21 protein-coding genes are annotated in these 21,826 nt (G+C 37.6%); 11 read left to right on the forward strand and 10 right to left on the reverse strand.

Annotation, left to right across the window (positions count from 1 at the left end; genetic code table 11):
* The first annotated feature begins 37 nt into the window (after positions 1-37).
* The 8 genes from ccoG to ACMUMJ_RS10070 all read left to right on the forward strand — a co-directional run bounded on the left by ccoG (position 38) and on the right by ACMUMJ_RS10070 (position 8,137).
* Positions 38-1,462 carry a cytochrome c oxidase accessory protein CcoG gene (gene ccoG / locus ACMUMJ_RS10035; protein WP_414678693.1) on the forward strand — a complete coding sequence of 475 codons (1,425 nt, stop codon included), beginning with the start codon at positions 38-40 and terminating at the stop codon, positions 1,460-1,462.
* Between the two features lie 61 nt (positions 1,463-1,523).
* On the forward strand, positions 1,524-2,009 hold the full coding sequence (locus ACMUMJ_RS10040; RefSeq protein WP_414678694.1) for a FixH family protein: 486 nt from the start codon (positions 1,524-1,526) through the stop codon (positions 2,007-2,009).
* Positions 2,006-4,384 carry a heavy metal translocating P-type ATPase gene (locus tag ACMUMJ_RS10045; RefSeq protein ID WP_414678695.1) on the forward strand — a complete coding sequence of 793 codons (2,379 nt, stop codon included), beginning with the start codon at positions 2,006-2,008 and terminating at the stop codon, positions 4,382-4,384. The genes ACMUMJ_RS10040 and ACMUMJ_RS10045 overlap by 4 nt, the downstream gene beginning before the upstream one ends.
* A gap of 22 nt (positions 4,385-4,406) precedes the next feature.
* Positions 4,407-4,556 (forward strand): cbb3-type cytochrome oxidase assembly protein CcoS, encoded by a 150-nt coding sequence (gene ccoS, locus ACMUMJ_RS10050; protein ID WP_414678696.1) that lies wholly within the window; start codon positions 4,407-4,409, stop codon positions 4,554-4,556.
* The gene (locus tag ACMUMJ_RS10055) at positions 4,556-5,311 is read left to right on the forward strand and encodes a sulfite exporter TauE/SafE family protein (protein ID WP_414678697.1); all 756 of its coding nucleotides are present in this window, start codon (positions 4,556-4,558) and stop codon (positions 5,309-5,311) included. Before ccoS ends, ACMUMJ_RS10055 begins: the two co-directional genes overlap by 1 nt.
* 112 nt (positions 5,312-5,423) lie before the next feature.
* Entirely contained in the window at positions 5,424-6,782 is a 1,359-nt protein-coding gene (hemN, locus tag ACMUMJ_RS10060; RefSeq protein WP_414678698.1) for an oxygen-independent coproporphyrinogen III oxidase, read from the forward strand.
* Positions 6,783-6,809: 27 nt separating this feature from the next.
* Positions 6,810-7,568: a fumarate/nitrate reduction transcriptional regulator Fnr gene (locus ACMUMJ_RS10065; protein WP_414678699.1), complete on the forward strand. Its 759-nt coding sequence runs from the start codon at positions 6,810-6,812 to the stop codon at positions 7,566-7,568.
* A gap of 26 nt (positions 7,569-7,594) precedes the next feature.
* Positions 7,595-8,137 (forward strand): adenine phosphoribosyltransferase, encoded by a 543-nt coding sequence (locus ACMUMJ_RS10070; RefSeq protein WP_414678700.1) that lies wholly within the window; start codon positions 7,595-7,597, stop codon positions 8,135-8,137.
* A 41-nt stretch (positions 8,138-8,178) separates the two neighbouring features.
* On the opposite strand, the gene ACMUMJ_RS10075 is transcribed toward ACMUMJ_RS10070, so the two are convergent.
* The 5 genes from ACMUMJ_RS10075 to ACMUMJ_RS10095 form a co-directional block, all read right to left on the reverse strand.
* Positions 8,179-8,745: a YfaZ family outer membrane protein gene (locus ACMUMJ_RS10075; protein ID WP_414678701.1), complete on the reverse strand. Its 567-nt coding sequence runs from the start codon at positions 8,743-8,745 to the stop codon at positions 8,179-8,181.
* A 9-nt stretch (positions 8,746-8,754) separates the two neighbouring features.
* Positions 8,755-9,591 carry a tRNA 2-thiocytidine(32) synthetase TtcA gene (ttcA, locus tag ACMUMJ_RS10080; protein ID WP_414678702.1) on the reverse strand — a complete coding sequence of 279 codons (837 nt, stop codon included), beginning with the start codon at positions 9,589-9,591 and terminating at the stop codon, positions 8,755-8,757.
* A 103-nt stretch (positions 9,592-9,694) separates the two neighbouring features.
* Positions 9,695-9,850 carry a hypothetical protein gene (locus ACMUMJ_RS10085; RefSeq protein WP_414678703.1) on the reverse strand — a complete coding sequence of 52 codons (156 nt, stop codon included), beginning with the start codon at positions 9,848-9,850 and terminating at the stop codon, positions 9,695-9,697.
* A gap of 85 nt (positions 9,851-9,935) precedes the next feature.
* The gene (locus tag ACMUMJ_RS10090; RefSeq protein WP_414678704.1) at positions 9,936-10,436 is read right to left on the reverse strand and encodes a SprT family zinc-dependent metalloprotease; all 501 of its coding nucleotides are present in this window, start codon (positions 10,434-10,436) and stop codon (positions 9,936-9,938) included.
* A 24-nt stretch (positions 10,437-10,460) separates the two neighbouring features.
* Complete coding sequence (locus ACMUMJ_RS10095) at positions 10,461-12,203, reverse strand: RecQ family ATP-dependent DNA helicase (protein ID WP_414678705.1); 1,743 nt, start codon at positions 12,201-12,203, stop codon at positions 10,461-10,463.
* A 93-nt stretch (positions 12,204-12,296) separates the two neighbouring features.
* On the opposite strand from ACMUMJ_RS10095, the gene ACMUMJ_RS10100 reads away from it, so the two are divergent.
* Positions 12,297-12,929 (forward strand): UPF0149 family protein, encoded by a 633-nt coding sequence (locus ACMUMJ_RS10100; RefSeq protein ID WP_414678706.1) that lies wholly within the window; start codon positions 12,297-12,299, stop codon positions 12,927-12,929.
* A 60-nt stretch (positions 12,930-12,989) separates the two neighbouring features.
* Here the strand turns inward: ACMUMJ_RS10100 and ACMUMJ_RS10105 are convergent, their stop codons facing one another.
* Complete coding sequence (locus tag ACMUMJ_RS10105) at positions 12,990-13,925, reverse strand: chemotaxis protein CheV (RefSeq protein WP_414678707.1); 936 nt, start codon at positions 13,923-13,925, stop codon at positions 12,990-12,992.
* Between the two features lie 108 nt (positions 13,926-14,033).
* Here ACMUMJ_RS10105 and ACMUMJ_RS10110 point away from each other — a divergent pair, with 108 nt between their 5' ends.
* A complete protein-coding gene (locus tag ACMUMJ_RS10110) occupies positions 14,034-15,224 on the forward strand; it encodes an EAL and HDOD domain-containing protein (RefSeq protein WP_414678708.1) in 1,191 nt (396 codons plus the stop codon).
* Positions 15,224-15,994 (forward strand): TatD family hydrolase, encoded by a 771-nt coding sequence (locus tag ACMUMJ_RS10115; RefSeq protein ID WP_414678709.1) that lies wholly within the window; start codon positions 15,224-15,226, stop codon positions 15,992-15,994. The genes ACMUMJ_RS10110 and ACMUMJ_RS10115 overlap by 1 nt, the downstream gene beginning before the upstream one ends.
* A 16-nt stretch (positions 15,995-16,010) precedes the next feature.
* Here the strand turns inward: ACMUMJ_RS10115 and ACMUMJ_RS10120 are convergent, their stop codons facing one another.
* The 4 genes from ACMUMJ_RS10120 to ACMUMJ_RS10135 all read right to left on the reverse strand — a co-directional run bounded on the left by ACMUMJ_RS10120 (position 16,011) and on the right by ACMUMJ_RS10135 (position 21,826).
* On the reverse strand, positions 16,011-16,280 hold the full coding sequence (locus ACMUMJ_RS10120) for a glutaredoxin family protein (RefSeq protein ID WP_414678710.1): 270 nt from the start codon (positions 16,278-16,280) through the stop codon (positions 16,011-16,013).
* Complete coding sequence (locus ACMUMJ_RS10125) at positions 16,273-16,539, reverse strand: hypothetical protein (protein WP_414678711.1); 267 nt, start codon at positions 16,537-16,539, stop codon at positions 16,273-16,275. The genes ACMUMJ_RS10120 and ACMUMJ_RS10125 overlap by 8 nt, the downstream gene beginning before the upstream one ends.
* 241 nt (positions 16,540-16,780) lie before the next feature.
* Entirely contained in the window at positions 16,781-19,387 is a 2,607-nt protein-coding gene (locus ACMUMJ_RS10130; RefSeq protein ID WP_414678712.1) for an EAL domain-containing protein, read from the reverse strand.
* Between the two features lie 105 nt (positions 19,388-19,492).
* Positions 19,493-21,826, reverse strand: coding sequence for a DNA polymerase II (locus ACMUMJ_RS10135; protein WP_414678713.1), 2,334 nt, complete (start codon positions 21,824-21,826; stop codon positions 19,493-19,495).

Here is a 21,826-nt window from a genome sequence, read left to right on the forward strand (position 1 = left end):
ATTATTTTTTCTTACTTTTCCACCCAAGGATATTGTGATGAGTAATCAAATTCCTATTAAAAACCTTAAAACCGAAAACACTGAAACTGAATTGGTTGAATATGATCTCTATCAAAAAAGAAAAAAAATCTATACAAGACGTATAACAGGATTCTTCCAAGTTATTAGAACGCGTATGCTATGGGTTTTAATGCTAGGGTATTTTTTAACCCCTTGGATCAATTTTCACGACAGACAAGGCGTCTTTTTTGATTTACCAAGCCGTCAATTTCATATATTCGGCATTACTTTTTGGCCTCAAGATTTCTTTTTACTTGCCGCCCTACTCATCATATCCGCATTCGCTCTCTTTTTATTAACTACGCTCTTTGGTCGTGTCTGGTGTGGCTATACCTGCCCACAAACAGTATGGACCATGATATTTATGTGGATAGAAGAAAAAACAGAAGGCTCTCGAAATCAAAGAATCAAACTTGATAAAGAGCCTATGAGCAAATCAAAATTCTATAAAAAGTTTTCCAAGCACTCTCTTTGGGTTATTTTTTCCTGGCTTACTGGACTCACCTTCGTTGGCTACTTTACTCCAGTTAGAGACTTAGTCATTGACTTTTTCACTCTTGACGCAAATCTGTGGTCTTACTTTTGGATTGCCTTTTTCACTGGCGCTACCTATCTGTTCGCAGGCTGGATGAGAGAGCAAGTCTGCACTTATATGTGCCCTTATGCTCGTTTTCAATCGGTTATGTTTGATAGCAACACATTAGTTATCTCTTATGACGCAACTCGCGGTGAAGGTCGTGGTGCACGAAAGAAAGGCGTTGAGCCGAAAGACGTTGGCCTTGGCGATTGCATCGATTGCAATCAATGTGTACATGTTTGCCCAGCTGGCATCGACATTAGAGATGGCCTTCAATACGAATGTATTGGTTGTGCCTTATGCGTCGATGCCTGTGACGATGTTATGGATAAAATGGGATACGCCCGTGGTCTTGTAAGCTATACAACTGAAAGCCGCCTAGAAGGAAAAAAGTCAAAAATCATTCGCCCTAAATCCATCGGTTATGCCATTGCAATGCTCTCAATGGTCGTTGCGTTCAGCTTTATCGTTGGAGACAGAGAACCATTAGAACTAGATGTTTTAAAAGACCGTAACCGTCTATATAATGAAACTCCTAGCGGCATGATAGAAAACATTTATACCGTTAAAATCCTCAATATGGATCAAAGTAAACACACCTTTGAACTGAGCGTGAACGGTTTAGAACAGCTTAATATGATTGGTCGTAAAAAGTTTGTCGTCAACTCAGGTGAAGTACGTTCGATCCCGTTATCAATTCAGGTTCCACCTCATGTTTTAACGGAACAAAAAAACATCATTTCATTTACTATTACATCAACCGACCCAAGCTACGAAGCCACTAAAACGACAGAAAGTCGCTTCATTGGCCCGATTGGTAAATAACATTTAATTTAGGACATACAAGAGCCACTCCTGTATATCCTTTTCATCTTAGGAGATAAACGTGGACACGATCGACACCACCCCATGGTATAAACAGTTCTGGCCTTGGTTTGTAATTAGCATCCCTCTCAGCTCTGTTATTGTGGCCGTATTCCAGATTTATTTTGCGCTTAATTCCCCTAGAGATTTAGTGAAAGACAATTACTACAAAGAAGGCTTAGGCATAAATCAAGAACTAGGCAGAAAACAACTGGCAGCAGAACTGGACGTACGCGCAAAATTAGTCATCGATAATCTTACAGGCGAAGTCATTTTGTCTACTCAAAATGCACTCGAGACTAACCTTAGCCTCAACTTTTACCATGTCGCCATCGCAGAAAAAGACTTCAACGTAACGCTACAGAAAATTTCCGATGACCAATATCGAGGCAGCCTTACAAAGTCCATATCCGGCAATTGGAATGTCTCCATTGAATCCGATAAAGGCTGGCAATTATCAGGTCGTCTTGATTTAACACTATCAGACAGTCTTGATTTCAATCTATGAGTACAACGACTTGCTTCCATTGTGGTGATTTGATTCCAAAGAACCTCTCTATTACCTCAATAATTGATAACAATGACGTCCACTTCTGCTGCTATGGCTGCCAAGCGATAGCAGATTTCATTCGTGGCGAGGACCTTGCTCACTATTATCAACGCAGAACAAACAACGCAAGCAACCCCAACAATAAAAACATAGAAGATTACAAACACGCTTTTGCATTATTAAAAAACGAAGATGTTTACCCACTTTATGTCCATGTAGATGATAAGACACACCACATTCAGGTCTGTGTGGATGGAATGACTTGCTCTGCTTGCGCTTGGCTCATCGAAAAACACATTTCTGATTTAGACGGTGTTGAATCGATGCACATCAATCTCAGCAGCTCAATTGCCACACTCATTTGGCAACCGTCAAAAATCGATTTAGTAGATATAAATACTGAAGCCAATAAAATTGGTTACTATTTCAAGCCTTATCGAAGTAATACGGAAGATACTAATCGCGTAGAAAGAAGAAAATCCTCCATCATTAAACTTGGCATCGCAGGCGTCGGTATGATGCAGGTGATGATGAGCGCCATTGCACTGTACGCAGGAGAAATACAGGGCATGGAAGACAGCTTCAAGAACTTACTTCGATGGTCGAGCTTTTTCTTTTCGACACCCGTTGTGCTTTTTTCAGCCCTGCCTTTTTTTAGGGCCGCTATAAGGGACATCAAAACCCGACATTTTACGATGGACCTCCCAGTGTCTATCGGCATTGGACTGGCCTATATAAGCAGCGTTTATGCACTTTTTACCAATGGAGGACAGGTTTATTTTGACTCTGTCACCATGTTTACTTTCTTTCTACTTCTAGGGCGCTTCTTAGAAGAAAGCGCTCGCCATAAAGCCCAGAAAAACAACAAAAATACAGACGAGCTTAGTTCGGTCACATTAATCAAAAATGGGGAGGCATTGCTTTACCCCAAGTCCAAACTTGCTCTTGGCGATATTATCCAAATATCTCCTGGCGAAAACTTCCCTACTGACGGGATAATTACTCAAGGCAACAGCAATATTGATGAATCAAGCCTAACAGGTGAGTATTTACCTGTGGCAAAGACCATCGGCAATCAAGTTATTGCGTCTACAACAAATGTCGATCAAACCATCCAAGTTAAAGTTACGGCCATTGGTACCCAAACTCGGGCCGCAGCCATTGAGCGTTTGACTCAAAGAGCGCTCTCTGAAAAGCCAAAAATTGCCATCATTGCTGACACCATTGCCCACTATTTTGTTATTTGCGTTCTCGTTGTTTCTGCGCTTTCTTATGGCGTTTGGTACTTCATAGATCAAGCGCAAGCCTATTGGATTATGGTCAGCGTATTAGTCGTCACGTGCCCATGCGCACTCTCTTTGGCAACTCCCGTTGCACTAACCACCGCAACAAACAGACTTAAGGAATATGGCTTAGTCATCACACGAGGCCATGTTATTGAATCTTTAGCCAACTGCAATCACATCGCTTTCGATAAAACAGGAACACTAACCTACGGTAAGTTCGATATTCTTTCCCTTTCACACCCTAATAACGGCGACATAATTAACCTTTGTGCGGCATTGGAAGAAAATTCCATTCACCCTATTGCCAAGGCGTTTATAGCAACCAAACACCTAAAAGCAAGCGATATTGTCAACTATGCGGGCCTGGGCGTCGAAGGAAAAATAAACAACACACTATACCGGCTGGGAAATAGAAATTTTGTCAAAAATTGGTGCCAGTGTGAAAACGATTTCTCTATTGAAGAGAATGCGTTAACACTGTTTTTAACCACAAAAGAAAACATCATCAGCCGAATTACACTGCAAGACAGACTCAGATCAGAGACAAATTCCACAATTCAAGCAATGCGCACCAAAGGATACACAGTTTCCTTACTCACAGGAGACACAAAGTCGTCTTCTATTTCAGTCTTAGCAGAAAGCAATTTTGACCATTTTCTTACAGATCAAACCCCCGAAGATAAATGGCATTGGCTTTCGAATAAAACCGACCTAGAACACACCATTATGGTGGGTGATGGACTAAATGATGTTCCCAGCCTAGCCGGAGCAAGTATTTCTATTGCGATGGGACAAAGCTCCGATTTAGCGAAGACACACGCGGATGCACTTCTATTATCGAATGACATAGCGACCATTTATCAAGCCATTAAATTGGCAAAGAAATGCAAAAAAATAATCAAGCAGAACCTATTCTGGGCTGCCACTTATAATGGCACCATGCTACCAGCCGCTTTACTTGGCTACATTCCTCCTTGGAGCGCAGCATTAGGTATGGCAGCCAGTTCATTATTGGTTGTATTAAATGCCACTCGTTTATCAAAATAATCGAATTTATTTAGGACAGACAATGGAAAGTTTATATCTATTAATCCCTATAGCGGGTTTATTTGTTGCGATTGGCTTAGGCATTTTTGTATGGGCCGTAAAAAGAGATCAATTTGACGATCTTGACCGCGAAGGAGAACGAATTTTATTTGATGATGAGGACGATAAGTAATGCCATCCGCAGACTTTAGCTTTTTAGCCGCTTTTCTTATTGGCTTGGCAGGCGCAGGTCACTGCTTTGGAATGTGTGGCGGAATTGCCAGCACCCTGTCTATGGGCACACAGTCAAAATCTCTAATAACAAAAGTTGCGATTCAACTCTTATATAATATTGGTCGCATTATTTCCTATGCATTTTTCGCCTTTATTCTAACGTATTTCTTCTCACTTTCTTTTGAACTCTATTCAGCCCTTAGTAGCCCTATACGCACCTTTGCAGGCATTATTCTTATTCTTACTGGTCTGTATCTCATCGGGCTAAATAAATGGATTCTGAGAATTGAAGCAATAGGTAAACACATATGGAAGTTTGTAAGCCCCGCTGCTAAATCTATACTGCCCATTAATACACCTAAAAAAGCATTAATGGCAGGTTTTTTATGGGGATGGCTACCTTGCGGATTAGCTTACTCTAGTTTACTGTGGGTTTCTTCTACGGGAGAGCCTATGAAAGCGCTCTGGTTAATGGTTGGATTTGGCCTAGGCACACTGCCAGCGATGCTGCTAACAGGCATATTTGCCCTTCAATTCAAAGCAGTTTGGGTAAAGTTTAAACTGGATATTCTTTCAGGTATTTTCTTGGTGGTTTTTGGCATATGGACAATACCTGCAGGACACCACGGGATGCATCATGAGATGGATCACGGACAAATGGACCACGGACAAATGGATCACGGACAAATGGATCACGGACAAATGGATCATTAAAGCATATAATGCAAAAAGAACCGATCGTGTATCCAACAGGCTTGATATAGGTCAGGTAAATATCATCTCTCAACCGTTATACTTTTATTAAATTCTTTAATAGGAAGGCAACATGCTTTGGAACTCAAAGTTAATCGAGAAATATAATTTATCTGGCCCTAGGTATACGTCTTACCCAACTGCATCTCAATTCAGCTCTGATATCAGTAAAATCTCATTAATAGAGAGAATGCTTGCTCCTGCAACCAAGCCATTAAGCCTATACTTTCATGTTCCATTTTGTGCCCACCTTTGCTACTACTGCGCTTGCAATAAAATTGTCACCAAGAAATATGATAAAAGCAGAGAATACATTGAGCTTTTAGATGAAGAATTACGCCTAAGATCTCTTATGATTCAAACAGAACAACCCGTGACACAACTGCATTTTGGCGGCGGCACTCCCACATTTTTATCTACTGAATCAATAAAAACACTGTTGGATAAAATCACTCAATATTTTACCCTGCTGGAGGATGACTCGGGGGATTACAGTATTGAAATTGACCCTAGAGAAATTGATGAAGAAAAACTCACATGCTTGAGGAAGGTTGGCTTCAATCGATTAAGTTTTGGCATTCAAGATTTTGATGAAAGAGTTCAAACCGCAATCCGTAGGTCACAATCTGTCGAATTGGTGACCAAGATTTTAAACCAAGCAAAGGAACTCAAATTCCACTCCATCAATTTTGATTTAATTTATGGGTTACCCTTTCAATCTGTTGAATCCTTCGAACGAACACTGAATATTGTTTTAGAAATGAGCCCAGATAGACTGTCTGTGTTTAATTACGCTCATTTACCCGAGCGATTCCCTTCTCAAAAACGTATACTAAATACGTCTCTACCCAGCGCAGAAACCAAACTGGCTATGCTCAAACGAATTATCGAAAGGTTAACCGATGCAGGTTACGTTCACATAGGTATGGATCATTTTGCAAAAGCAGAAGATTCTTTAGCCATTGCACAAAAAGAGCAGAGACTAAAACGCAATTTTCAGGGATATACGACTCACAAAGAAACAGACCTAATTGCCTTTGGAACTTCTGCAATCAGCCATTTTAATAATACCTACATTCAAAACCATATTGATTTGGTAACTTACCAACAATCAATAGAAAATGGACAACTTCCTATCGCTAAAGGCTACATATCAACGGAAGACGATTTAATACGTGAGCACGTCATTATGACGTTGATGTGCGATTACGAACTCGATTTTGCGTCATTTAAAAAGAAATTTAATGTTCCTTTTGACTGCTATTTTTCTAAGGAGCATAAAGAATTAACATCACTCGAAAAAGACAAGGTTATCATGATAGACAACCAAAAAATTCAAGTAACCGATGCAGGGAAATTACTTATTCGCTGTATTTGCATGATTTTCGATCAATATTTGAATAACGGTACTCGTTACTCAAAAGTAATTTAATAGAACAACTCGTTCAGGGAGTTTTTTATGTCCGCGTTACAACCTAGCCGTTTTAACAGCAAACTCACGTCACAATGCCAGAATTGCAGTCTCAGTGCCCTGTGCCTTCCAATCGCACTTGCTGATGAAGACGTAAATCGCCTCGATCAAATTATTGAGAGAAAAAAACCCCTTAAAAAAGGCGACTTTTTATTCCATCAAGGCGAAGTATTTAGCTCTGTGTATGCTGTACGAACAGGCACACTTAAAACCTTTAATATCACAAATAATGGCGAAGAGCAGATTACGGGATTTTACTGCCCTAGTGAGCTAGTTGGTCTCAGCGGCATAGATGGTAACGTGTATCCAATTTCAGCAAAAGCACTAGAGACCACCAGCGTTTGTGAGATTCCTTTTTATCACCTTGAGTCACTATCAAATCAAATTCCATCTTTGAAGAATCAAATTTTCAAAGTCATGAGCCGTAAAATTTGTGACGATCAACAAATGATGGTTCTACTGGGCAAAAAAAATGCGGATGAAAAAGTCGCGTCTTTATTGATGAACCTAAGCGGGCGCTTTAAACGCAGAGGTTACTCTGCTACATCCTTTAGGTTGTCTATGTCTCGAGGGGAAATTGGTAATTACCTTGGCTTAGCTGTGGAAACGGTCAGTCGTGTAATGACAAGATTCCAAAGAAGCGAAATCATTCGGGTAGACGGAAAAGAGATCACTATTATAGACTTACGAGCCATGCAAAAACTCATCGGAATTGCAGAAGATTGTGCTAAAATTGAGGCTGTTTAACACAACCACCTAAGGCGCTACATTTTATGCTTTATGATGATTTCTACATTAAATCACTGATTCAAACTATTGAAAATTGGCCAAAAGAAGGCATTAGCTTCAGAGACATCACACCGATTTTCACTGACCCTAAAGGAATGAGAATGGTTGTCGACGCTTATGTACATCGCTATATAGACTCCGACATCACTCACATTGCTTGCATCGATGCCCGTGGCTTTTTAATCGCAGCCGTTCTTGCTTATGAATTACAAAAACCACTTATTTTAATTCGCAAAAAAGGCAAGCTACCAGGAAAAACCGTTTCTCAACGCTATTCTCTAGAATACGGAGAAGCAGAGCTGGAAATTCAAGAAGGCGCTGTACAAGAAGGGAATCACGTATTGTTGTTTGATGACTTAATAGCGACCGGCGGAACTCTGTTCGCAGCAATTTCGCTACTAACCTCTCAAGGTGCAAGCATAAAAGAAGTAGCGGCCATTATTGATTTACCTGACTTACAAGGCAGCCAGAAAATTAGAGACTCAGAAATACCTGTTTTCAGTTTATGTGCTTTTGATGGTAAATAAAAAAAGGTGTCTAAGACACCTTTTTTATTTCAATCGTTTTTTTAAAGATCCAACGATATACCTAAGCCAAAACTTTTATTCATTTTATGATTGCTATCAAATTTACTGAAATCGATACTCGTTAAACCATAACGAACAAACACTTTTGCATTACGTAACGTTCGATATTCACCACGCACTTCGGCTTGATAAAGATCGTCGACATTTTCAAAAGACAACACCTGAGGTGCATAGTAAAATTCCCCATACAAACTAAAACGATTAGCCTTTGGTAAGGTATAGCGATAAAAACCACCCAAGCCAATCACAATACCTGAATCACTACCATTCAAATCTGCGTCAACAGCCAATAGGCGCGCACCAAGACCAATTTGAACAGGGTAATCTTCACTTGTATCAGTATCTTCAATATGAGCGCCAATGTAACCATAAGAACCCTCTTCAGTATCGTGCATACCGCCGATGTCTAGAAAGTAACTGTCTTGACTAATACTAATATCTGCTTTTATTGATTGATCCGACAGACTGCCTTCAAATGTTGCTGCAGACAGCCCCATGGATAAAAACAAACCTGTGGCGATTGAAACCGACCATTTAGTAAACATCATTAATACACCCTATAAAGAAATTATATTAAGACGATCAAACTCGTCTTCCGTTTGTTCCAAGCCTTTAAAATCAAATAATGACGTGTCAGCTAGATGTGATGGGACAACATTCTGCACACTGGTGAAAAGTGTATCTGTTCTACCAGGGTATTCACGATCCCATTGCTGCAGCATGTCTTTAATGACTTGTCGTTGCAAGTTTTCTTGTGAACCACAAAGATTACAAGGAATAATAGGATATTCTTTAAGAACGGAAAACGCCTCTATATCCTTTTCCTTACAATACGCAAGAGGACGGATAACCATATGTTTTCCATCATCACTCAGTAATTTTGGAGGCATTGCTTTTAACTTGCCACCAAAAAACATGTTTAAAAAAAGCGTTTCGAGAATATCATCTCGGTGATGCCCTAGGGCAATTTTTGTTGCACCAATTTGATCTGCAAATCCATATAAAGAACCACGTCTCAATCTTGAGCACAAACCGCATGTAGTTTTACCTTCTGGAACCAGCTCCTTTACGATGCTATACGTATCACGTTCTAGAATATGATACTCAACGCCTTCAGATTCCAAATAACGAGGTAAAATATCTTCAGGGAAGCCTGGTTGCTTTTGATCTAGATTAACGGCAACAAGGCTAAAGTTAATTGGTGCACTGGCTTGAAGATTACGAAGAATATCAAGCATGGTATAAGAATCTTTACCACCAGATAAACACACCATTATTTTGTCGCCTTCTTCAATCATATTGAAATCAGCGATGGCTTGCCCTGTTAGCCGTCTAAGCTTTTTTTGAAGCTTATTAAATTCAATTTTTTCTTTAGGTTTATTAGATAACTTCATCACAAACACGCAATAATTTAAACGATAAGCATTCTACAACATGCCCAAATCGGCCGCATCAAAAAATGCTGTTTGTCATGAAAAAGAAGGGGAAATGACTAAATTAAGCCGTTGCTTTCGTGTCTGAAACAGAATCAAGGATAACAAGTGCAGCAATTACACCCAATACAGCAGGAACCATCATAGGAGAAACCTCAATTACAACGGCGGCAACACCACCTAAAGCAAACCCCATAAACAGTTTCATTAAATTTTTCATTCATGATCTCCAAACATAAGATTAAGTTAGCGGGTGAATAATATCCTCAAACATGACATAGATCAAAATTAAAATCGAAAATTCATTAATAATTCAATACTTTTAATGGCGATTTACATTGCTTACAAACATACACAACACCTTTCAAAATTTTATTGTGACGCCTAATAGTCAGCGAGTGATTTTGACATTCGCAACGATATTGAAATGCTTGCTTAGGGGTTGGTGTATCAAAAGAATGCGTTCTTGAAGGGACACATGAAAGTGCGTACAGCATCACACTTTGCCATTCTCTTCCATGGGGACGGATAGCAGAGCCATACAAGGTATAAGCAATCAAATGCGCCAACTCATGAGGAACCACATCATTAATAAATGAATGCGGATCTTGTTGATACATAAAATAATTTAAGCGTATTTCATTTTTTTGTAAATGCGCAGTACCGGCCGCCTTACCTCTTTGTTTAAAATTAAAAACAGGCATTACAAATTTTCTTTTATAATACGTTTCCGCCGACATCAAGCATTCACACAGTTTTTCATGTACCTTATGCAAATCCTGTGATGTTGAAAACACTTCTTTCATAGAGATAACCATCCACGACAACATTTAGCTGTGTAATATATCAAAAAGACACTCAATGTCATTTCCACCCAACTGTGTAACAGGGACACCCGTTAAACGGCTGATTGCAGCTAACGTTTTCGGCATTCCTTCTGCAATTCTTTTCAATTGATGAAGACTGAATATTGACGACTCAGGCGTTGAATAATGCCATTTCATTATTTCAATCCAATTAACCGCTTCCTGCTCAATTTTCGACTCTCTCATTGATGGCAAATGAAAGTCCTCATTCAGCACTATTTGCACCTCACCTCTTAGTACAGGCTTCGCTTTTTGAGTCAGTACAAAATCTGAGTTGTACTCTCCCGAAACAGACAAACATCCTTCCGCCAGCAGTTTCCTAATCAATGATTTCCAACCAATATCTGAAAGTTCTTTCCCTTTGCCAAACAAGCTTAATGACACCCCATCTATCGATTTCACTTTAGGCGTTACTTTTCCATGCAAGATATGAATCAAGGTAGACACAGGAACTTTGCCTTTTGTGTGATAAATTAATGACAAGATTTTTTGAGAAGCAATCGTTGCATTATGCTCTGCTGGCCTCGCCTTACAACGATCGCAATTGCCACATTCACTAATACTTTCATTAAAGTTTTCTAGCAGGTTTTTCCTACGACAACCTCGGCTTTCTAGAAAACCAAACAATCTTGAAGATTTGATTGCTGAGGCATTTTCATTCGTACGATTTGATTCACGTTCAAATTGCATTAACTTTATAAAGTCTTGCAACCCATAAAATAAAACAGCTTTAGCAGGGAGACCATCGCGCCCCGCGCGACCAATTTCTTGATAATACGACTCAATGCTCGTTGGCAGATCCATATGCACAACAAAGCGAATGTTAGACTTATCAATCCCCATACCAAATGCAGTCGTAGCTACCATGATGACACCTACACCTGTATAAAAAAGTGTTGCATTCCTTTCTTTTTCACTGCTTGACAAAGACGAATGATAACAGCAACTGGTCAATCCCAGCTCATTTAAGTTGAGTGCCAACGCTTCAACACTTTTTCTCGATCGACAATAAATAATGCCTGACTCACCCGCTACTTCGTGCACTAAAAAATAAAGCAATTGCTTAAAAGATTGTTTCTTTTGAGAAACCACTATTTCAATATTTTGTCGATTAAAGCTCTCGGATAAAATTTCAGGGGCATTTAATGCTAAGGACTCAATAAGAATAGACTGTGTTTCTACATCTGCGGTTCCAGTCATTGCAATAATCGGCACACCAGAGAAATTTTCTTTGATGGTATTCAATTGACTGTATTCTGGACGAAACCCCTCACCCCATTGAGCAATACAATGCGCCTCATCAATGGCAAACAAGGCCACATCGAGATAAGAAAGAAATCCCATAACGGAAGGCTGGATCAATTTTTCAGGCGATAAAAATAAAATATCAACTTGATTATGGCGTAAAGCCCATACCAAATCATCCTGCTCTCCTGGATTGAGAGAAGAGTTTAGAAACTCAGCCTTAACACCAAGCGAGTGCAGATAATCGACTTGCTGGTGCATCAATGCAAGCAACGGGCTGACAACAATTCCAACACCATTTTTTAATAATGATGCCATTTGATACACAAGAGACTTCCCTCCCCCTGTAGGAGCAATCAATAAAACATCTTTATCCGATAGAATAAAATCAATGGCTTCTTTTTGGAGTGGTTTAAATTTTTCAAAACCAAATTTTGATAACAATGCGTGAGTAGTATCCATAAGTTGAATTATCCACGATTCAGACAAAAACGACATCGATTTTCACTGAGTAATTCGATAAACTGCCAACACGTTTATTGAGGAAGACAAATAATGACACATCAGATACTTGATGATCTAGAATTAGAAACATTAGAACTGTTTTTAGAATCAGAAGCCGTCCATGAAGAATGCCATAATTTCATTACGGCTCATGGGTTTCTTACTGCATTATCGATATGCCCTTCCCCTATTTCTGAAAGCACTTGGATTCCTATTGTTTTTGAAGACACACCTAAGTTTGCTTCAGAAAAAGAAGAAAAAATCATTAATACTTACCTAGCTCGCCTCAAGCTGGATATTGAAAAAGAACTAGAATCTGAAGACGGCTTTTTAGTTCCCTGTGAACTGGCTATGGCAGAATCAGAAGATGAATTGAGCGAACTTCAAGAGTGGGCAAGCGGCTTTATGGAAGGCGTTTTCCTTACAGAAAAAGATTGGTTCGCATCAGAAAAAGAAGAACAAATCGCAGAGCTCTTATTACCTATAATGGTTGCATCTGATTTATTTGACGATCCTGAAATTATCGATATTCGAGCATCCAAAAAGTTAACTCAGTCATGTATCGAGCAAATACCAGACATCATTACAGATTTATTTTTGCTATTAAGAACAGAACCAGAAAAAAGATCATTTCCTAAAAATGGAAACGCATCAAGAAAACGCAACAAAAAAAATAAAAAATAATAGCCCCCCCGTTGGCAATTCAATTGACAACGGGGTTTTATTATCCATACACACGCTAGATCAGTCTTTAGAAACGACCATTCTCATTCTATCTTGTATGACAGTAGCCAACTTATCAGGTTGGAATTTTGAAAGGAAGTCATCACAACCCACCTTTTGAACCATCGCCTTATTAAAGCTACCACTCAAAGAGGTATGCAATACAATGTGTAAATCCTTCAATCTAGGGTCTTCACGTATTTCTTTTGTTAAACGATAGCCATCCATTTCAGGCATTTCAGCATCCGTAATAAGCATTAGTAACTTTTCAGGGACTGTCTCACCTTGATCAGCCCATCGTTTAAGTAACTCAAGACCTTTCTTACCATCTGTTGCGGTGTGAACCTTAATACCCAAAAAGTCTAGCGTCGCTTGACACTGAGCAAGAGCAACGGAAGAGTCATCAACAACAAGTACTTCCAAATCTGTGGATATAGACAAAAGATCCTTATCTACAATATGGTCACTGATTGCAGTATTATAAGGAGATATCTCTGCTAAGATTTTTTCAACATCAATGATTTCGACAATTTTTTCGTTAATTTTTGTAATGGCTGTTAAATAATTTTGTCTACCCACACCATCTGGCGGTGGTAATATTTCATTCCAATTCATGTTAATGATACGGTCGACTTCACCAACCATAAAGCCTTGAATTGAGTTGTTGTATTCCGTCACAATCAAATTACAAGACTGATCAGTTGACAAAGGTCGCATGCCAATTGACTGAGATAAATCTATCACAGGGATAGTTCGTCCTCTAAAATGCGTAACACCACCAACAGAATCATGTCTATGAGGCATTAAATTCAATTTTGGTAACTGGACCACTTCCTGAACTTTAAAAACGTTAATTGCAAACATTTGCAGACCATTTAGCCTAAACATAAGCAACTCAAGCCTATTTTCGCCTACTAACTGCGTTCTTTGGTCTACGGCATCTAACATACCAGCCATGATTTACTCCAAACTAAATTTCCCAGCATAATAGATCTATTATAAACTGGATAGTGTAATTGGTAACGATTAACTGTCATTTATTTTCACTTTTTAGTAGAGATTCTAATGAAACAAGCAACAGTTCTATTCGCCAGGAAAGCAATACTGGACTCTCAATATAAAATATATGCATATCAATTACTACTTGCGCCCAATACTATGAGCCCGAATGATGGCATCAGCGACATCCTGAGCTCTCTTTTTCTCGATTTGCCTATTGAAAATGTTGTTGATGATAAGCCTATTTTTATTGATATGGATATTAATAATATACATTCTCTTCCAGCTCTTCCTTTCAACAAAATCGTTATTTTTTTAAAAGCATCTAAAAAAGAAATTTTACAATATCGCCCTTATCTAGAATCATTAACAGCTGACGGCTACCACTTTGGGCTAATCAACCCTAATCTAGAAGAGCTGACGCAAAATGAGCTACAATACTTTATTTACAGTAAACTCAGCGTAGTATTTTACGGCATTACAAATCTAGTAGAGTACGCTAATTCAGAAAAATTATTTAATAAAAAAATAATTATGATGGATATAACCATCAAACAACAGTTAGATGAAATTACTGAACTTACCTCTATTAGTCTGTTTTCTGAAGATTTACTCAATATTCGTGAATATGTTAAGGAAAATAAGGTCCCTACCTACAAATCCTTAATATCAAAAGTACTCACACTAATAAATTCACCACTGGTCAACTTAGGAGACATTTCTGCTGCCATAGAAATAGATAGCACACTGTCTTACAAAATTATAAAACTGACTAAATCCGCCATGTACTATCAGAACTTCAATATTAGCAATGTACAAAGAGCACTAGAAGTCATTGGTTTGAGAGACTTAAGCAAGTGGTTTGGAATAGCATTACTAACATCAATAGAAGGCAAACCTGATTGCCTCTATCGTATGGCAATTTCTAGAGCTTATTTTGTACAATCTTTAGCAGAGGTACTGTATCCAAAACTCGAAGGAGCATTTATTACCGGTTTATTTTCATATCTACCTGTATTTTTTGACGAAGAAATGCAAGTACTTTTAAAAGACCTACCTCTCGATTCTAAAATAAATACAGCATTAATTCATCACGATGGTAAATTAGGAACCGCACTGAAAGTTGTCTGCTTATATGAGTCTGGTCAATGGAGAAAAATTCCATTTTCTAGCTTCGGGCATTTAGGACTTGGTAAAGAACAATTAAAAGAAATGTATATTAACAGTCTGAAAAAAACACAAGAGCTAGAATTTTAATGATTGATGTTGGTGTTAATTTAAGCAGTGTAATTGACTTAGATAAATTGAATGTATTTATGTCGGAATTAGATGCAGCGAACGTTACTCAAGTTATCGCTATCAGCTCAAATTTATCTGAGTCTTATGAGCTTGTATCATTACTCAAGCAATACCCAAATACACCAATTCGCTATACTATTGGCTGCCACCCGCATCATGCATCACAGTGGAACAACAAGGTAGAGCAAGAAATATGTCAATTAATTAACGATGCACACCCAATTGCTATTGGCGAAACAGGGTTGGATTTTAATCGTAATTTTTCAACGCCTGCTGAACAACTATTGGCTTTTGAATCACAAATCTCGATTGCAGAAACAACAGAGCTACCTCTTTATTTACATGAAAGGGAGGCTGAAGATCCCTTAATTAATATACTTTCAAATCATAAACAGATCGAAGGCGTTATTCACTGTTTTACTGGCAACAAAGATACATTAAAGCGATACCTAGATTTAAACTTATACATAGGTGTAACCGGTTGGTTATGTGACGAACGCAGGGGGCATGATTTAAAAGAAGCCGTTAAATACATCCCTAATGACCGCTTACTCATTGAAACAGACTCTCCTTACCTTATACCTAGAATCATTCGGCCTCGCCCTAAGAAGAACCATCCAAAATTTCTTTCTTACATTGGTGAAGAACTAGCAAATATCAGAAATCAAAGTACGGACGACATCATAAAACTAACAACAGAAAACGCTCAACGTCTATTCTCTCTATAACATCCAATCTATTGAATCACCTTAAATAACGCCTTGTATTTTCAGGCGTTATTTTGAGCGATTGAATAAGTGCATCTATTTTATTAGCATTAAAAGGCCAATATAGGTAATTTTTATTAATTTCTACTACTGGTATTTTTTCAGAAAACTCTTCAAACAAGGCTATATTATCTGCAATATCTACGTATTTTATACGTATATTACTTTCTGAATTTAGTATTTCTTGTTGTGCAATATCACATAGGTGACATCCCAGCGTGCCGTAAAGTGTGATCGTATTAGGCATATATACTCTCAGAATCGGGTGTTGTTAAAATAGAAATGGGCAGTGACATCAGAGATGTCATAGGGCATGTAATGTTACGCTCTTCTGTAGAAATGTTTAACATTCTGAGAGCAAGATCAAGAATTCCCATATCTGTGTCTTCTTTGGACATTTTATCTTTTGAAAATAAAAAAACACCTGAATCAATAAAAACGACCGCATAACTCACCTCCATTTCGCTAATTACACTGTCCTCTACTTCTTCCAACATTAATATCAATAAAATGTCTTGTATACCGTGGAGCAATCTATCAGAAAAAAATGAGTACTGTATAAGTAGTTTGACCAAGTAGGTTCGTTATGAGAAATCACAATAAAATACTTAATCGTAATTGTAAAATGTACCAACACTCATATTTGCTTCTTTTGCGATCTATTGAACAGAGACAAGATCCCATGGCTGAATCAACAGTTGTATTTGCAATGTATACCTTAAATTATTTAAAGTGTTAAGGCGTTTCTTATTCAAACCGATTCTCTATAATATTTTTATCGACATTATAAATAGAATACCATTCTATAAAGTCTTTATCTTTCATCGGCTTAGAAAAATAGAAACCTTGACAAATATCACAGCCATACCGCTTCAATTGCTTCGCCAGCTCAAAAGATTCAACACCTTCAGCTATTACCAACATGTCGAGACTCTTGCCCAACTCAATCGCAGCCTTTACTAACCCTGTACCTTGCTTTGTATGAAAATCTTTAATCAAGAAGCTTTTATCAATTTTCAATTCAGAAAATGGCAATTCCTTCAAATAAACCAAAGAAGAATACCCTGTTCCAAAATCGTCTAACGCAAGCTTTACACCTAACTCCAATAGTTGATTAAATGAATGTTTACTCGATTCTAAATCACATAAAAATATGGTCTCTGTTAACTCAAATGTGATGTATTTAGGATCAATATTATATTGAATTAAATAACGAGAAATGCATTTCAATAGATTTTTATCTGTAAAATTCCGTGCAGACAAATTAATAGATAATTGAATAGGTGCCCCAAATTTTTTAATATGTTCTTCATAGAATTGAAACGATTTTCTAATAACAAAATCCGTTAAGTCATTAATCAAAGCGCTTTTTTCAATGATTGGAATAAACATATCAGGTGAAAGAACACCTTCGTCTTCATCAGACCAACGTAATAAAGATTCGACCCCAAACACTTTACCAGTAGACGTGTCAATTTGAGGCTGAAAAACTAAGTTAAGCCCATCGTGTTCTAACGCTTTTTTAAATTTTGAGAGCAATATATTGATGTATTCTGGATCATACCCTAATGTATGTTGATATTGTAATAAGTCCAATTTCCTATGCGAAGCCTCTCTAGAGGCTACTTGTGCCTTTCGAATACCTGAAGAAATAGTTTCGGATGACAGTAGCTCACTTACGCCAATAGAAAGCACTACATCTAAGCTGATATCTTGATATTTAAAAGGTGCACTGATTGTTTTATGCAACTCTAGCAAGTTCTCGTTTATGTCTTCATTTTCTTTTTCTATATATACTAAACAAATATCCAACGAGTCTAGAACAACGGCTTTATCGTTATTCCAATCATAATCGACGACAGAGAACTGTTTATTTGTCGCTATCTCTTTTTTTATTCTCTCATGTAAACCTGACACTAACATATCAGCTAATTCTTGACCAAAAGCTAAAACAATGGAGTAATAGCCTTCAAAATGAATAATTAATACATCTATTTTTCGATGTGTTGGAATATATTCTTTAATAACAGACCAGTTTTGCAAAAGAATTTGCTTCTTGGGTAAGAGAGACGAGCTGTCATGTGTTGCTTGAAATAACATATGCCGCTCAATAATCTGTCTTTGCTCCAACTCTTGTACACTTCGTTTCGCTTCTTGAATACTGCTCTTTCTTATTTTTTCATAATTGTCCACAACAGAAGCAATTAGAAAAATAATCTGAATCGCGTATGCGGCAATTACGTAATTATTTACACTGTTAGGAAACTTGATAATATTCAGCGCATCAAAAATAAGCAGCATCATGCTGAATGAATAAAACACCCACGCAAAGACAAAATACAATTCTTTTTGACGACTCTCCGTTTTTCTCCTATAAGAGGCAACAGATAAGTAGACAGATAAGAAATTAATAAAGATAACAAAGAAAAAAGTTGAAAAATTAGCATAATTGTAAAAACCAGGCGCAAGAGAAAATCCAAGCCCTATTAATGTGAGTATTTTAGATAATAATAAAATATTTGCATTTTTAGGCGTGAGATTTTTTAAATATTTTTCTACAAACATTAATTGGGCATAACCTGCTGCATAAAACAAAAAATTTACTGCGTATTTATTAATCTCCGGATAATCAGGCCATACCCAATGAAATAAAAACCCATTAACGTTCAGTCCAAGCAAAAGAGAAAATAAGAAATACGCGCTATAATAAAGAAAGTCGGTATTTTTTGTTATGATAGAAACTATTACACAACCGATCATTGTAAAAAGCATAAAACCAATATAACTGCCTAGCGTTAACGAAATATATTGTGTCTCGGCCATCATTTGGCTTAAGGTTTTAAGACTTAGTGGAATTTTAAGAATCCCTTCTGAATACACCTTCAAGAATACAGTAGTATGATTATCGACCTTATCAAGAGAGAATATAAAGTTTTCATTACCAAATAAACGAGATGAAAAGGGCTGTTTATCTCCCGTAAATACCGTCTTTTCTAACGTCTTATTATTTGTTTGATAAAACTCCACGACATCCAATAATGAATAGTCCAAATACAAAAAACGCACGTCACTAGAAAGGTCCTTAAATTGAATTTTGAACCAATGAGTTTGACTGGAATACCCTAAATTTAATGTCGCAATATCTTGATCAAGTGGTTGCCATTTTAGTGGTGTTGTTTCTACAAGAAGAGCGTCAATGGACAATCTATTTGATTCATCAATATAAACAGACGCATCCATAAGTTGGAGCGGTTCAAGCGACGGTACGTCATTTGAATAACGTAGCCCGAACAAAAGAACTGTAATGATAAACACAATCGCTATGCCAATATTTTTTATTTCAGTTACCTGCACACGTTTACACCTTTCCTAAAGGAATAATACCTATAACCAACTAATAGATTGAGTACAATTTTTATATTGAAAAACATTATTTCACTCACTTTAATTGGATATATTTCAATACATTAATCCCATTTGCTTAGACAACAAACTCTCCATTGTCATGTTAAAATGAACTAAGACACTGTCTGCAATAGGTGTAATCTGCTTGTCTATATAATGTTCATAATCAATGTCTATCAAATCCTCTTTAGATTGAAATGGCACAATACCCGATCGTCGATAGAAATAGTCTATTCTTTTTCTGGCTTCATGATACTCATTGCCCAGCCCATGATCTTCATTATATTGCTCTTTAATTTGCGCAGCTCTAACATGAGGAGGCATGACTTTCGTATAAGAGCTCAAAGGTCGGCTTAGCCGTTTAGAATAAATTAATTCTTCATCAAACTGACCAGACTTTAAGCAATCAATTGTTTCTTTAATAAACCCCACGGGATCTCTCTCTGTAAACACATGTTGAAAAAGAGCCCGTTGAAACCGTCGAGCTAGTGGGGTCCAATCACTTCTTGCTGCTTCTAACCCTTTAAAAACAAGCTCTCCATCCACCATTCCAGCATAACGCTTTTTACTGCCCTCTTCTTGTCCACGAATCGTCGGCATAAAAAAACGCTCATAATAAGTTTCAAACTCTAATTCTAAATACGATGAGATTTGATGTTCTGTTCTACAGTAATCAGACCATTTTTGATTCATCAAAGTGCAAAACGCTTTCCCTTGAACAATCACCTCTTCTTCTTGCATATTTTCATCGAGAATAACAAAAACAGAGTCGGTATCTCCATAAATAACTTGCGCACCAGACGCTTCAATCCATTGTCTTGTTTGCTCTAATATTTGATGGCCTCTCATTGTAATAGAACTTGCCAACTCGACATGATAAAAACGACATACATTCGAGCCTAAAACACCGTAAAACGAGTTCATGATAATTTTTATAGCATAACTCAAAATACTGTTATTTTGTTTTTTTGCAAGTTCACGTGCAGACGCCAATTCATCAATCAAATTAGGCAATATGGCTTGATTAGCCGAGAACTGGGCACCTAGAAAGCCATCAATCTTAGGCTGTTGCTTACTAATCCGAGCAAGTGGATCAATTTTAAATGTTCGTATTATACTGGGATAAAGGCTTTTAAAATCAAACACCAACACATTTTTATAGAATCCAGGAAAAGATGACATCACAAATCCTCCTGGACTGGATTTAAAATCATCCTCAGTCCATGAAGGCGCAACAAAACCGCTTTTATGCAATCTAGGTAGGTAAAGGTTTTCAAATGATGCAACTGAGCCACCGGTTTGCTCTAGAGGGATACCAGTAAGGTCTACACGAGTCTGTTGCAGTTCTATCAATTTTAGTTTGTGAAAAATCCTTAAAACCAAATCACAATCTTGAATATTGTAGTCAATAAATTTTTGCAAATCATAGGCATGCAGTTCTTCAATCTCCTGCCATTTCCCACTGCCTTGAAGTGTTTTTTGATCTTTTAAGATTTCTTTACTGACATTGTTTAAACTATATGATTCAAAATGATAACCACCCACTTTCAACAACGCTATGCCATCTAACACAACCCGACCAGGAACAGTGAGAAAATACTTCCCTTCTTTTTCAGATGTTCTCATAGACCAAACCTCACCGTTTGATCCAAATTGGGGCTTTAAACCCAACGAGTAGCAACGTCGATTGATGAACGCCATGTCAAAGCCAATCACATTCCAGCCAATAATAATATTTGGATTGTGCAGCCGGATAAAGCGCATAAAAGCAAGTAACAGGCTTTTTTCATCATCAAAAAAGAAACAACGCTCATCGGAGATAGAAACTTCACTAACCACAAACACAGCAACTAACTCATCTGAAACAACGCCAATAGACAGTAATTTATTATTTGTTACCGACGTTTCAATATCCAACGACCACACTTTCCAATTTGGTGTGGTTGCAGGAGAGTCCAAATTCGCAGGTTTCAAAATGGCTTGAGAAAAAATGCTTTCATTGCTATTTACTTCCCCAATAAAGCGTACTGCGCCTCGAATCTCCCTCTCCATAAGATAACGATCTTGTGGTTTTACATCTTCTTCGTACATTGAAAAATGGTTTTTTTTCAGAAGACGAATTAAATCCTGCCGTTGCTTTAAACTTGAGCAATACACAGTCAACACATTTTCATGGTCAAAGTTTAAGTAGGCATGATCTTCGAAGATTACACCTCTCTCTTCTAGAAAGGTTTTTGCCCTGCATTCTACAAAGAAAATGGCGTTTTGCTTTTTTGGAATCACACGAACAGTCTCACTGCCCGTTTTAATCCAATAAAACATTTCCAAAACGCCATTTACATCTTTTGCATGACGACTAACGATGTACCCTTCGTTTGTTTTTAGCAT

Origin of the sequence: Marinomonas phycocola (genome assembly GCF_047525455.1) — a bacterium.
Taxonomy (GTDB): domain Bacteria; phylum Pseudomonadota; class Gammaproteobacteria; order Pseudomonadales; family Marinomonadaceae; genus Marinomonas.

Bases quoted from the DNA above. Each gene is read 5' to 3' on its own strand.
- ccoG (WP_414678693.1), top strand. From the start codon at position 38: ATGAGTAATCAAATTCCTATTAAAAACCTTAAAACCGAAAACACTGAA.
- ACMUMJ_RS10045 (WP_414678695.1), top strand. From the start codon at position 2,006: ATGAGTACAACGACTTGCTTCCATTGTGGTGATTTGATTCCAAAGAAC.
- ccoS (WP_414678696.1), top strand. From the start codon at position 4,407: ATGGAAAGTTTATATCTATTAATCCCTATAGCGGGTTTATTTGTTGCG.
- ACMUMJ_RS10055 (WP_414678697.1), top strand. From the start codon at position 4,556: ATGCCATCCGCAGACTTTAGCTTTTTAGCCGCTTTTCTTATTGGCTTG.
- hemN (WP_414678698.1), top strand. From the start codon at position 5,424: ATGCTTTGGAACTCAAAGTTAATCGAGAAATATAATTTATCTGGCCCT.
- ACMUMJ_RS10065 (WP_414678699.1), top strand. From the start codon at position 6,810: ATGTCCGCGTTACAACCTAGCCGTTTTAACAGCAAACTCACGTCACAA.
- ACMUMJ_RS10070 (WP_414678700.1), top strand. From the start codon at position 7,595: ATGCTTTATGATGATTTCTACATTAAATCACTGATTCAAACTATTGAA.
- ACMUMJ_RS10075 (WP_414678701.1), bottom strand. From the start codon at position 8,745: ATGATGTTTACTAAATGGTCGGTTTCAATCGCCACAGGTTTGTTTTTA.
- ttcA (WP_414678702.1), bottom strand. From the start codon at position 9,591: ATGAAGTTATCTAATAAACCTAAAGAAAAAATTGAATTTAATAAGCTT.
- ACMUMJ_RS10085 (WP_414678703.1), bottom strand. From the start codon at position 9,850: ATGAAAAATTTAATGAAACTGTTTATGGGGTTTGCTTTAGGTGGTGTT.
- ACMUMJ_RS10090 (WP_414678704.1), bottom strand. From the start codon at position 10,436: ATGAAAGAAGTGTTTTCAACATCACAGGATTTGCATAAGGTACATGAA.
- ACMUMJ_RS10095 (WP_414678705.1), bottom strand. From the start codon at position 12,203: ATGGATACTACTCACGCATTGTTATCAAAATTTGGTTTTGAAAAATTT.
- ACMUMJ_RS10100 (WP_414678706.1), top strand. From the start codon at position 12,297: ATGACACATCAGATACTTGATGATCTAGAATTAGAAACATTAGAACTG.
- ACMUMJ_RS10105 (WP_414678707.1), bottom strand. From the start codon at position 13,925: ATGGCTGGTATGTTAGATGCCGTAGACCAAAGAACGCAGTTAGTAGGC.
- ACMUMJ_RS10110 (WP_414678708.1), top strand. From the start codon at position 14,034: ATGAAACAAGCAACAGTTCTATTCGCCAGGAAAGCAATACTGGACTCT.
- ACMUMJ_RS10115 (WP_414678709.1), top strand. From the start codon at position 15,224: ATGATTGATGTTGGTGTTAATTTAAGCAGTGTAATTGACTTAGATAAA.
- ACMUMJ_RS10120 (WP_414678710.1), bottom strand. From the start codon at position 16,280: ATGCCTAATACGATCACACTTTACGGCACGCTGGGATGTCACCTATGT.
- ACMUMJ_RS10135 (WP_414678713.1), bottom strand. From the start codon at position 21,826: ATGCTAAAAACAAACGAAGGGTACATCGTTAGTCGTCATGCAAAAGAT.